Source organism: Sphingopyxis sp. (assembly GCF_025869345.1).
GTDB lineage: Bacteria > Pseudomonadota > Alphaproteobacteria > Sphingomonadales > Sphingomonadaceae > Sphingopyxis.
Genome location: NZ_JAOZVW010000111.1, coordinates 23,325 through 34,726, shown reverse-complemented (window position 1 = coordinate 34,726; position 11,402 = coordinate 23,325). Strand labels below are relative to the sequence as shown.

Sequence of the window (11,402 nt, the reverse complement as noted above, 5' to 3'; positions counted from 1 at the left end):
AGCCTTCGTATCTCTCCCCTGAAGGGGAGAGAGCAAGCTCCGCCAACGACCGCAATCGGTCGAAACCCGCCAATTCCCCTCAGGGCTTCACCCACCCCCCGTCACGATGCGAGCGCCGGATCGCGTCGGCGACCTTTTCCACCGCCAGCGCGTCGGCGAAGCTCTTTGCTGCCGACGGCAGCCCCGCCGCGGCCTCGATCGCGACCTTGACCTCGATCGTCTTCAAATCATTATAGCCGATCTGGTGCCCCGATGCGGGGCAGAAGGCGCCATAGTCGCCATGCTCGGGTCCCGCGCAGATCGTCGTGAAGCCGTTGGTGCGCCCCGTCCCGGAGCGATAGAGTTTCAGCTCGTTGAACCGCTCCTGCGTGAAGGCAATCGAACCGCGCGTGCCGCTGACCTCGAACGCCAGCCCCATCTTGTGCCCGCTGGCGATCCAGCTCGCCGCGAGGGTTCCGGTCGCGCCGTTCGCGAATGCGACCACCGCGTCCATCTGATCGTCTACCGTCACCGCGCGGTCGGCACCCGCTACGTCGCGCCGCGTCGGATAGGCCGTGTGGAGGCGACCCGATACCGATCCGATGTCGCCGACAAGGTGCTGCGCCATTGCGATGATGTGGCTGCCGATGTCGGCGAGCGCGCCGCCCGCCTGCTCGGGCTCGCAGCGCCAGTTGAACGGCGCGTCGGCCGACGCCATGAAATCCTCGGCATGGATGCCGCGAAAGGCGGTGACCTCGCCGATCTCGCCGCTGGCGATCAGATCGCGCGCAAGGGCGATCATCGGATTGTAGAGATAGGTGAAGCCGACCGCGGTCGGCCGCCCCGTCGCCGCGGCGGCGGCGGTCATCGCCTCCGACTCCGCGATCGTCGTCGCCAGCGGCTTTTCGCAATAGACCGCCTTGCCTGCTTCGAGCGCGGCGATCGCGATCGGGGCGTGGAGCAGGTTCGGGGTGGCGATCGCGACCATGTCGATCGATGCGTCGGCGATCGCCTCGCGCCAGTCGCCGCTTGCCTGCGGGATGCCGAGCGAGGCAGCCGCAGCAACAGCCGTCGGCAGATCGCGGTCGGCGAGGATCGTGACGCGCGGCGCACGCGGCAGGTCGAAGGTCCGGTCGGCGGCGGCGAAGGCGAGCGCATGGGCGCGGCCCATGAAGCCGCTGCCGATCAGCGCGATATGGAGGGGCGCGCCGCTCATCCGCCCGCGACCTGGTGAAAGCGTTCGCGCAGCCGCTCGATCGTCTTGCGCTTCAACGGCTGACCGTCGCGCAGCTTGTACCAGCTATTCTGGCTGATCCGATAGGTCTCGAACAGGCCTTCCCGCGTCGCGCACGGCAGATGCGCCTTCAGCGCCTCGAACTCGTCGCGCGCGATCGTCTCCATCTCGAAACGCATGATCATTCACCTCCATAATAGCTGCCGCCGCGCTCCACGCGCTCGCGGCGTTCGAGTTCATGCGGGTCGATCGCCGCGCGCCAGCTCTGCTTGCCGTTGACGAGATCGGCGGCGCGAAGAACGACGGGCTTGCCCGATGCCGAAGCTCCGATCACGTCGCGGACGCTCAGTTCGACGCGCGGCTCGGGATCGAAGCTGAACTCGAGCAGGCCGAAATTGGCGCTCCGCACCCACGGCGCACGCAATCGCACCTCGGGATGCTGATCGACGAATTTGGGCGCCAGATATTGCGCGAGACCCGAACTCACCAGATCGTAGAAATCATAGCCGCCCTGCTCGGACCAAGGCACACAGTTGAGTTCGCCCTGGTGCACATCGCCCGAAATACCGAGGCAGCCGGTGATGGCTTCGTCGCGAATGAAGTCGAGGATCTCGTTGCGCTCGTGGAGATAGGCGGCCCAACTGTCGCCGTCCTTTTCGGCAAGCGTCCAGCCGGTGCCCGAGGCGAGGATCTTGAACACCGCCTTCGACGCCTTGAGCTCGCGCTTCAGCCACGCCTTTTGTCCCGCGCCGAGCATCGTCTTGGCCGGACTGTCGGGGTCCGACGGCGGGTCGCGATGGTAACGCCCGTCGAGCATGAAGATATCGACGGGACCGAAGCTGTGACGAAAGAAGATGCCGGGCGTATCGGGCAACCCCGATGCCGGATTCGCCCACCAGCGGTCGAACAGGCGGCGCGTCATCGCCTTCGCACCGCTCCGGCGGTCCGAATCATTATAGCCGAAATCATGATCGTCCCAGATCGCGAGCTGCGGCACCGAACGGAGCAACGGAACGAGCGCCGCCACATTGCGCTGGCGCGAATAGAGCGCCGAAAAGGCGGTCTCGCTGTCGCTGTCGGCGTAGATATTGTCGCCGAGCCAGAGGAAGAGATCGGGCTCCATCGCGGCGATCGCCTCGAACACCGGCTGTTCGGGATAGAGCTGGACGCGCGCGCACGATCCGAAGGCGATGCGGATCGGGCGCGGGCGGGCGGGCGCGGTGCGGGTGCGAAACGCGAGCGGCTGGTGCCGGTCGTCGATCCCGTCGGCCTTGATGCGGTAATAATAGTCGGTGTCGGGCCGAAGCCCCTTCACCTCGATCGCGGTGCAGAGATCATTCTCCTGCGTCGCGGCGACCGGCGCGGTCGTCTTCGCATCGGCGAAGTCGCGGCGCGTCGCATATTCGACCGCGACCCCGAAGGCGCCGCTCGCGCGCGACCAGATCGTGATGCTCTCCGGCGTCGTCGCACCGACCATCGGTCCATCGAGCAGCCGCGGATAACCGATCGCGGCGGCATAAAGCCGGCGCGGCAGCGCAGCGAGAAAGGCAAGCGCGGCGCCCCCGCGCAGGAGATTGCGGCGATGCATCGTCATATCCTTCAGTCGCGCAGCTTCGTCTTCCACAGCGTCGTCGCGAGCAGGGTCGCGAGCACCGAGCTGCCGATCCAGAACCAGATCACCGGCCCGAAATCATAGACGTTCGCGCCGTTCACCATATGCATGTGGGCGTCGATCAGCGCACCCGACACCTGTTCCTGAATCGCCGCGCCGAGATAGGAAAACACGCCGACGAGGCCGAGCGCGGCGCCCGCGACGCGCTTTGGACAGATGTCGATTGCGAAGAGGCCGCCGAGCGAGGTGACGAGTCCGGTCATGCCGAGTCCGAACAGGACCACCGCGACCAGCACTACCGCCGGATTGTTCGGGCCGAAGAAGAGCAGCAGCAGCCCGGCGAGCTCGACGACGCCGAACAACAGATTGGCGGGCGGACGCCGCGCGCCGAAGAATGTGTCCGAAACGAAGCCGAAGGCGACCGCCCCCGCGATCCCCGCGAGCGTGCTCGCGGTGAGCACCGCGCCCGCTTCCGCCAGCGAATAGCCGCGCGCTTCCTGAAGATAGAGGATGCCCCAGCTATTGATCGCATAGCGCGTCACATAATTGGCGGCGCTCGCCAGCGCGAGAATCCAGACCGCGGGGATTTTGAGGATCGAAAGCTGGGTCGCGAAGACCCCGCGCTCGGGCGCGCCTTCGGCAGGCGGGGCATAATGATCGTTTCGCCAGTCGGCGACGGTCGGCAGGCCCAGCGCGCGCGGCCGGTCGGCCATCGCGTAAAAGGCCGCGATCCCGGCGAGGATCGCAGCGACGCCCGGCCCCCAGAAGCCCCAGCGCCAGCCGCCGAACGCGACGAGCGCCGAAACGACGGCAAAGGTCAGCCCCTCGCCGATCGAATGCGCGGTCGACCAGATGCCGTAATAGCGTCCGCGCTCGCGATTCGAGAACCAGCTCGCCAGCGCGACGACGCACGCCGGGGCGCCATAGCTCTGGAACCAGCCGTTGAGCCCCCAGATGAGCAAAGTCGCCCAGAAGAGCGTCGAGAAGCCCATCGCGATGTTGCACAGCGCCGACAGGATCATCCCCGCCGCGAACAGCCGCTTCACATTGCTGTGGTCGGCGACGAAGCCGTTGATCAGCTTGCCCGCGGCATAGGTGTAGAACAGCGCCGAACCGATCATCCCGAGCTCGAGCGGCGTAAAAATGCCCGCATCGATCAGCGGCTTCTTGACGATATTGATCGCGAGCCGGCACGTGTAGCTGACGGCATAGGCGAGCGTGATCGCCATGATGATCCGCATCCGATAGCGCCGGAACGCGCCATCGACGCCGTCGTCGGTCCTGACCGGCAGGTCCGGCCCCGTCGCGAAATATCTCAGCATCGCCTCTCTCCCGCACCGGCGCCTCTGTCGTTCGGGCGCCCGGTGCATGACGCTATTTCATTTTATATGCAAATGGAAGATTTGTTTCGTTTTGATGTTGCGGCCGGCCCGAAATTGAAAGACTGTGTCCCCGCGAAGGCGGGGACCCATCTCGCACCGGCCGGAGATGGACCCCCGCCTTCGCGGGGGAACAGGTTTTTTCACGGTGCCGGTTTCGACCGTCATGACGTCGGAATAAGGAACGCATTGTCGCCCGCGCCGCCGTCGGGCCAGCGCTGCGTCACCGTCTTGACCTTGGTCCAGAAGCGCACGCCCTCCATCCCATATTGGTTGGTGTCGCCGAAGCCCGAACGCTTCCAGCCGCCGAAGCTGTGATAGGCGACCGGCACCGGGATCGGCACGTTGATCCCGACCATGCCGACGTTGACGCGCTGCGCGAATTCGCGCGCGGCGTGACCGTTGCGGGTGAAGATGGCGACGCCGTTGCCGTACTGATGATCGCTCGGCAGGCGCAGCGCCGTCTCGAAATCGGGCGCACGGACGATCTGCAGCACCGGGCCGAAGATTTCCTCGCGATAGGCGCGCATATCGGTCGTCACCCGGTCGAACAGCGTCGGGCCGACGAAGAAGCCCCGCTCATGCCCCTGCAAGACCAGCCCGCGGCCGTCGACGACCAGCTCGGCGCCTTCGTCGACCCCGGTCTGGATCCATTGTTCGATGCGCGCCTTGTGCGCGGCGTTGACCACGGGGCCGTAATGCGCGTCGGGATCGCTCGACACCCCGACCTTGAGCGCGGCGATCGCCGGAATCAACCGTTCGCGCAAGGCATCGGCGGTCTTGTCGCCCACCGGCACCACGACCGGCAGCGCCATGCAGCGCTCGCCCGCCGAACCGAAGGCGGCGCCGCAAAGATCGCTGACGACCTGATCGAGATCGGCGTCGGGCATGACGATGCCGTGATTCTTCGCACCGCCCATCGCCTGGACGCGCTTCCCCGCCGCGGTGCCGCGGCCATAGACATAATGCGCGATGTCCGACGAGCCGACGAAGCTGACCGCCGCAATGCCCGGATGGTCGAGGATCGCGTCGACCATTTCCTTGTCGCCGTGGACGACCTGCAAAATGCCCTCGGGCAGGCCCGCCTCGATCATCAGTTCGGCGAGCCGCACCGGCACCGACGGATCGCGCTCGCTGGGCTTGAGGATGAAGGCATTGCCCGCCGCGATCGCGGGGCCGAACATCCACATCGGGATCATCGCGGGGAAATTGAACGGCGTGATGCCCGCGACGACGCCGAGCGCCTGCCGCATCGCATAGACGTCGATTCCCGGCCCCGCGCCCTGCGTATAGTCGCCCTTCAGCGCGTGCGGAATGCCGCACGAAAATTCGATCACCTCCAGCCCGCGCAGCACGTCGCCGCGCGCGTCGGCGACGACCTTGCCATGCTCGCTCGCGAGCAGCTCGGCGAGCTCCTGCATGTTCGCCTCGAGCAGGTCGCGAAAGCGGAACATCACGCGCGCACGGCGCTGTGGATTGGTCGCCGCCCAGCCCGGCTGCGCGGCCTGGGCAACAGCGACGGCGCGGTCGAGATCGGCGGTGGTCGAAAAGGCGACGCGGGCCTGAACCTGCCCCGTGCTCGGGTTGAACACGTCGCCGGCACGCACGGAGCCGCCGCCGGCGGCGTCGCCGGCGATGAAGGGGTCAATCTGTCTCATCGCTCTTCCTTACTGGCGCACGATCCACTCATGCGCGGGGTCGTTGCGGAACACCCAGTTGCGCCGGGGTCCCGCCATCACGTTCAGATAATAAAGGTCGTATCCGTGCGGCGCGCCGACCGGATGATAGCCGCGCGGCACCATCACGACGTCGCCGTCCTCGACCGCCATCGTCTCGTCGATGTCGCGTTCGTCGGTATAGACGCGCTGGAAGGCGAAGCCCTGCGGCGGTGACAGGCGGTGGTAATAGGTTTCCTCGAGAAAGGTCTCCTCGGGGAAGGCGTCGCGGTCGTGCTTGTGCGGCGGATAGCTCGACCAGTGGCCGCCGGGCGTGATCACCTCGACGACGAGCAGGCTTTCGGCCGCGTCGGCGTCGGACAGGATGTTGCGGACGTGGCGCGTGTTGGTGCCCTGCCCGCGCACCTCGACCGCGTCGGAACGGATCAGCCGCACCGCGCCGGCGCCGCTGCCGGGGGCGGTGCAGATCGCGATTTCGGCGTCGGACGCCGCCTCGATCGTATAGCGATGCCCCGCGGGGACATAGACCGAGGTCGCGGCGCCGTCGAACACCGTCTCGCGCCCGCCAATTTCGCCGAAATGCTCGCCACCCGCGTCGACCGACACGGTGCCGGTCAGGATCACGAGGCACGCCTCGCGCCCGTCCTCGACATGATTGTAGCGCGCGCCCGCGGCCAGCCGGACCACGCGGAAGCCGACATATTGCCAGCCCGCGCTTTCGGGCGTGATGTCGAGCAGCGTGCCATCGTCGTCGGGGGCGTGTGGGCGGACGAGCAGCGACATCAGACCAGCGCCTCCGCGCGCGCGAGCCGCTTCAGCGTGTCGAGTCCGAGCTGGCTATAGTCGCGGGGGTTGGCGATCGCCGGGTCCTGTTCGGCCTCGATCACGATCCAGCCCGAATAGTCCATGTCGGCGAGCGCGCGCATGAAGGGCGCATAATCATAGTCGCCGTCGCCCGGCGCGGTGAACATGCCGCCGACGACGCCATTGAGGAAGCTCGTTCCGTCGGCAAGGAACGCCTCATATTTCGCGGTGCGGATATCCTTGCAATGGACATGCGCGACGCGTTCGGGGCGCGCCTTGATCACGTCGATCGGCTCGATCCCGCCGAACAGCGCGTGCCCCGTGTCGAGCACCAGCCCGACATGATCCCCGGTCGCGTCGAAGAAGCGTTCGAGCTCGTCCTTCGTCTCGACGACCGTCCCCAGATGATGATGGTAGGCGAAGCGCAGCCCGCGATCGGTGATGAAGCGCGCGACGCTATTCAGCCGCTCGCCGAACTGCTTCCAGTCGGCGGGGGGCAGCACCGGGTGGGTATCGAGCCGGCTGCCGGTGCGGTCGCCGTGGACCGCGTTCGACGTCTCGGCGAGGATGAAGACGCTCGAATCCATATATTCGAGCAGCGCGAGATGCTTCGCCAGCGCCGCAATCTCGGCATCGGCGTCGCGGACGAGCAGATTCGAGGAATACCAGCCGCCGACGATGTCGAGGCCGTATCCCGCCATGATCGGCGCGAGCACCTCGGGATCGCGCGGGAATTTATTGCCGAGCTCGACCCCGTCGAAGCCGATGTCGCGGACATCGGTGAGCAGTTCGTCGAGCGTCGTGTCGCCGCCCAGTTCGCGCATGTCGTCGTTGCACCAGGCGATCGGGCTCACGCCCCAGCGGATCGTCATTGCCTCTCTCCGTCGATTCGATGTTCATAGTCGCGGCGCGCGGCCTGCACCTCGGCACGCACCGACACTTCGGCGACCGCGACGTCCCACCAATGGCCGCCCGCCTCGGTCGTGATCGCGGGATCGGTGTCGATGACGATCACGTAGCTTTTGGCCGACGCCTTCGCGCGGCCGAGCGCGGCGTCGAGTTCGGCGAGGCCGCCGACCTTCTCGGCCGCCGCGCCGAGGCTGAGGGCATGGGCCGCAAAGTCGATCTCGGGCAGCACCGCGTGCGCCGCGTCGGCGAGCAGATTGTTGAACGGACGCCCGCCCGTTCCCTGCTGCAACCGGTTGATGCAGCCGTAACCGCGGTTGTCGAGCAGCACGACGGTGATCTTGTGGCCGAGCATCACCGAGGTCGCGAGTTCGGAGTTGAGCATCAGATAGCTGCCGTCGCCGACCATCACGATGACGTCGCGCGCCGGATCAGCCATCTTGACCCCGAGCCCGCCCGCGACCTCATAGCCCATGCACGAGAAGCCATATTCGACATGATAGCCGCCCGGACGGTGGCTCCGCCAAAGCTTGTGGAGTTCGCCCGGCAAGCCGCCCGCGGCGCAGACGACAGTCGCATCCTCGCCCGCCTGCCGCCACACCGCGCCGATCACCTGCGCGTCGGAGGGGAGCGCGGAGCCCGGCGCGGTCGCGACATCCCACGCGGCGTTCCATTCGGCGACCGCCGCGCGGTTCGCGTCGCGCCATGCGGCTTCGACCCGCCAGCCGGCGAGCGCTTCGGTCAGGGCTTCGAGCGTCTCGCGCGCGTCGCCGACGACCGCCTCGGCACCCTGCTTGATCGCATCGGGCGCGGCGATGTTGATCTGGATCAGCCGCTTGCCCGCGAAGAGCGTGCGCGACCCGGTGGTGAAATCCTGCAGCCGGGTGCCGACGCCGACGATCAGGTCGGCGGCTTCGGCGGCGGCGTTCGCCGCGCTCGTCCCGGTGACGCCGATGCTGCCGAGTGCTTGGCGGTGATCCCAGGCGAGCGCGCCCTTCCCCGCCTGCGTCTCGGCGACCGGAATGCCGGTCCGGGCCGCAAGATCGGCGAGCACCGCCTCGGCTTCGGAATAGAGTACGCCGCCGCCCGCGACGATCAGCGGCGCCTTCGCGGCGCGGACCGCCTCGATCAGCCCCGCCAGTTCGGCGCGGTCGGCGCGCGGACGGCGCGGACGCCACAGGCGCGGGGCAAAGAAGCCTTCGGGATAATCGAAAGCCTCGGCCTGCACGTCCTGACAGAGCGCCAGCGTCGCCGGCCCGCATAGCGCCGGATCGGTGAGCACTCCCATCGCGCGCGGCAGCGCGTCGATGATCTGTTCGGGCCGCGTGATGCGGTCGAAATAGCGCGACACCGGGCGAAAACAGTCGTTGGCGCTGACCGTCGCGTCGGCGAAATCCTCGATCTGCTGCAACACCGGATCGGGGCGGCGGCTGGCATAGACGTCGCCGGGCAGGAAGAGCACCGGCAGCCGGTTGACGTGCGCAAGCGCCGCGGCGGTCACCATATTCGTCGCGCCGGGGCCGATCGAGGTCGTGCACGCCATTGACCGGCGGCGGCGGCTCGCCTTGGCGAAGGCGATCGCGGCGTGCGCCATCCCCTGCTCGTTATGCGCGCGATAGGTGGGGAGTGCATCCTCCATCCCCGCCAGCGCCTCGCCCATCCCCGCGACATTGCCGTGGCCGAAGATCGCCCAGATGCCTGCGAAATAGGGCGTCTCGACGCCGCCCGCCTCGACCCGCTGCGCCGCGAGCCAGCGCGACAGCGCCTGCGCCATCGTCAATCTGACCGTCCTGCTCATGCCGCCACCCTAGCACGGCGCGCCGCGCGCCAGCCATCGGCAAGGACGCGCAGATTGGCGCCGAGCGCGGAGATCGCCGCCTCGTCGTCGATCGCGCCGGTCAGCCATTGCTGCGCGACGTCGTGGAAGATGGTGCGGCCGACCGCGAAGCCCTTGACCAATGGAAAGGCGGCGGCGGCGACTATGCCCGCGAGCACCTCGTCCTGCGGCGCCGACAGGCCGAGCAGGACGATGCCGCGGCAGAGCGGATCGTGGCGCAATATCGCCGCCTCGCTCGCCGCCCAGGCGGCGGCGTCGGTGGTCGGTTCGAGCTTCCACCAGTCGGGATAGATGCCGAGCGAATAGATATGGTCGATCACCGACGCGATCGTGCCGCTGTCGACCGGCCCATGTTTCGAGGCGATGATTTCGAGCAGGAATTCGTGCCGGGTGCGGCGGCACGCGTCGAACAGCCGCGCGATCTGCCGGTCCTGCCGCGCGCGCATCCCGGCATCGTCGTCCGGATGATAGAAGACGAGGCATTTGACGACATGGTTGGCCGGCCAGTCGCGCAGCGTCATGCCGACGTCGGGCGATCCCTCGAAGCGCAGCGGGCGCGACCCCGGCACCTCGATCGGCCGCCCGATCCAATAGGGATGATCGGCCGCCGCCTCGAGCGCGCGCGCGCCGAAGCGGCCGTCGAGCAGCACGCCGTAACTGGGATCCCCCGCGCCCATGCGGTGCAGCGCCTCGAGCGCCAGATTCTTGAAATGATGGACCCGCGCCTCGCCCACTTCGCCGAGTTCGGCGAGCAGGTCGTCGAACTGGCTACGGTGATCGATCGCGAGGACCGTCAGCTCGTCGCGCTCGCCGTGGCGGTTGGTCGACCAGTGGAGCTGTTCGAGTTCGGCGCTTTCACGCAGGCGGTGCGGCCATTGGCCGCCAAGGAAATGCTGCAACTCGTCCCACGACGCCATCGCCGGCGCGCAGCCGTGGCGCGAGACGACGAGCGCGCCGCACGCATTGGCGATCTCGCAGCATTTTTCGAGCGGCATGTCACGAAGCCAGCCGCGCAGGAAACCCGCCATGAAGGCGTCGCCCGCACCGAGCACGTTGAACACTTCGATCGGAAAGCCGCGGCCGACGACCCCGGCGTCGAGCGATGCGGGAATAGCGTCCGGAAAGGCGACGCACCCCTCGGCGCCGCGCTTGCAGACGAGCAGCGCCGCACTTTTCGCGCGGATCGCACGGAGCGCCGCCAGCGTGTCGGTCGAACCGCCGAGGATATGAATCTCCTCCTCGGTGCCGACGATCAGGTCGCAGAGCGGCAGCACGCGCTGCAGCGCTTCGGTCACGCCGCGATCCGCAACGAAGCGGTCCTCGCCATTGTCCTTGCCCGCAAGCCCCCACAGCACGGGGCGGTAATCGATATCGAAAACGACGCGCCCGCCGGCCGCCTTCATCAGCGTCGCCGCCTTGAGGCTCGCCGCGAACACGCCCGGTTGCGACAGGTGCGTGCCGTTGATCAGCAGCGCTCCGGCCGAAGCGATGAAATCGGGGTCGATATCGTCGGCGGCCAGCGCCATGTCGGCGCAATTTTCGCGGTAGAAGATCAGCGGAAAGGTATCGGGGTCGCGGATGCCGAGGAAGACGAGCGCGGTCAGCCGCTCGGGGTCGGAGCGGACGCCGCGCGTCGACACCCCTTCGCGTTCCAGTTCTTCGACGATGAAACGCCCGAAATGGTCGGCGCCGACGCGAGTGATCAGCCCGGCGCGCAGGCCGAGGCGCGCCGCGCCGACCGCGGTGTTGGTCGGGCTGCCGCCGATATATTTGGCAAAGCTCGCCATATCCTCGAGCCGCCCGCCGATCTGTTCGCCGTAAAGGTCTACCCCCGCGCGCCCCAGCGTGACGACGTCCAGCCGCTGTTCTCCGACCGCTTCATGCCCTTGCTCCGCCATCGCTTTCCAGACCATCCTTCCTTGGTCTGAAACACATATTCCAACTTTGGAATGTTTGCAACATATGTTTCATTGGA

9 protein-coding genes are annotated in these 11,402 nt (G+C 67.4%); all 9 read right to left on the bottom strand.

Features of this window, described 5'->3' with window-relative positions; all coding sequences use genetic code 11:
* Positions 1-79: 79 nt before the first annotated feature.
* Complete coding sequence (locus OJI97_RS11605) at positions 80-1,195, bottom strand: Gfo/Idh/MocA family oxidoreductase (protein ID WP_297663641.1); 1,116 nt, start codon at positions 1,193-1,195, stop codon at positions 80-82.
* Positions 1,192-1,398 (bottom strand): hypothetical protein, encoded by a 207-nt coding sequence (locus OJI97_RS11600; protein ID WP_297663639.1) that lies wholly within the window; start codon positions 1,396-1,398, stop codon positions 1,192-1,194. The genes OJI97_RS11605 and OJI97_RS11600 overlap by 4 nt, the downstream gene beginning before the upstream one ends.
* Entirely contained in the window at positions 1,395-2,801 is a 1,407-nt protein-coding gene (locus tag OJI97_RS11595; RefSeq protein WP_297663637.1) for an alkaline phosphatase D family protein, read from the bottom strand. The genes OJI97_RS11600 and OJI97_RS11595 overlap by 4 nt, the downstream gene beginning before the upstream one ends.
* A gap of 11 nt (positions 2,802-2,812) precedes the next feature.
* Positions 2,813-4,147, bottom strand: a complete 1,335-nt coding sequence (locus OJI97_RS11590; protein WP_297663636.1) for an MFS transporter — start codon at positions 4,145-4,147, stop codon at positions 2,813-2,815.
* A gap of 221 nt (positions 4,148-4,368) precedes the next feature.
* Positions 4,369-5,862 (bottom strand): CoA-acylating methylmalonate-semialdehyde dehydrogenase, encoded by a 1,494-nt coding sequence (locus OJI97_RS11585; protein WP_297663634.1) that lies wholly within the window; start codon positions 5,860-5,862, stop codon positions 4,369-4,371.
* A 9-nt stretch (positions 5,863-5,871) separates the two neighbouring features.
* Positions 5,872-6,663: a 5-deoxy-glucuronate isomerase gene (iolB, locus tag OJI97_RS11580; protein WP_297663632.1), complete on the bottom strand. Its 792-nt coding sequence runs from the start codon at positions 6,661-6,663 to the stop codon at positions 5,872-5,874.
* Entirely contained in the window at positions 6,663-7,556 is an 894-nt protein-coding gene (gene iolE, locus OJI97_RS11575; protein ID WP_297663630.1) for a myo-inosose-2 dehydratase, read from the bottom strand. Before iolE ends, iolB begins: the two co-directional genes overlap by 1 nt.
* Positions 7,553-9,388, bottom strand: a complete 1,836-nt coding sequence (gene iolD, locus OJI97_RS11570; RefSeq protein WP_297663628.1) for a 3D-(3,5/4)-trihydroxycyclohexane-1,2-dione acylhydrolase (decyclizing) — start codon at positions 9,386-9,388, stop codon at positions 7,553-7,555. The genes iolE and iolD overlap by 4 nt, the downstream gene beginning before the upstream one ends.
* Positions 9,385-11,340, bottom strand: a complete 1,956-nt coding sequence (iolC, locus tag OJI97_RS11565; RefSeq protein ID WP_297663626.1) for a 5-dehydro-2-deoxygluconokinase — start codon at positions 11,338-11,340, stop codon at positions 9,385-9,387. Before iolC ends, iolD begins: the two co-directional genes overlap by 4 nt.
* Positions 11,341-11,402 lie beyond the last annotated feature (62 nt).

What these genes read in the sequence shown, in the direction of transcription:
- OJI97_RS11605 (WP_297663641.1), bottom strand. Translation starts at nt 1,195, where the DNA reads ATGAGCGGCGCGCCCCTCCATATCGCGCTGATCGGCAGCGGCTTCATG.
- OJI97_RS11600 (WP_297663639.1), bottom strand. Translation starts at nt 1,398, where the DNA reads ATGATCATGCGTTTCGAGATGGAGACGATCGCGCGCGACGAGTTCGAG.
- OJI97_RS11595 (WP_297663637.1), bottom strand. Translation starts at nt 2,801, where the DNA reads ATGCATCGCCGCAATCTCCTGCGCGGGGGCGCCGCGCTTGCCTTTCTC.
- OJI97_RS11590 (WP_297663636.1), bottom strand. Translation starts at nt 4,147, where the DNA reads ATGCTGAGATATTTCGCGACGGGGCCGGACCTGCCGGTCAGGACCGAC.
- OJI97_RS11585 (WP_297663634.1), bottom strand. Translation starts at nt 5,862, where the DNA reads ATGAGACAGATTGACCCCTTCATCGCCGGCGACGCCGCCGGCGGCGGC.
- iolB (WP_297663632.1), bottom strand. Translation starts at nt 6,663, where the DNA reads ATGTCGCTGCTCGTCCGCCCACACGCCCCCGACGACGATGGCACGCTG.
- iolE (WP_297663630.1), bottom strand. Translation starts at nt 7,556, where the DNA reads ATGACGATCCGCTGGGGCGTGAGCCCGATCGCCTGGTGCAACGACGAC.
- iolD (WP_297663628.1), bottom strand. Translation starts at nt 9,388, where the DNA reads ATGAGCAGGACGGTCAGATTGACGATGGCGCAGGCGCTGTCGCGCTGG.
- iolC (WP_297663626.1), bottom strand. Translation starts at nt 11,340, where the DNA reads ATGGTCTGGAAAGCGATGGCGGAGCAAGGGCATGAAGCGGTCGGAGAA.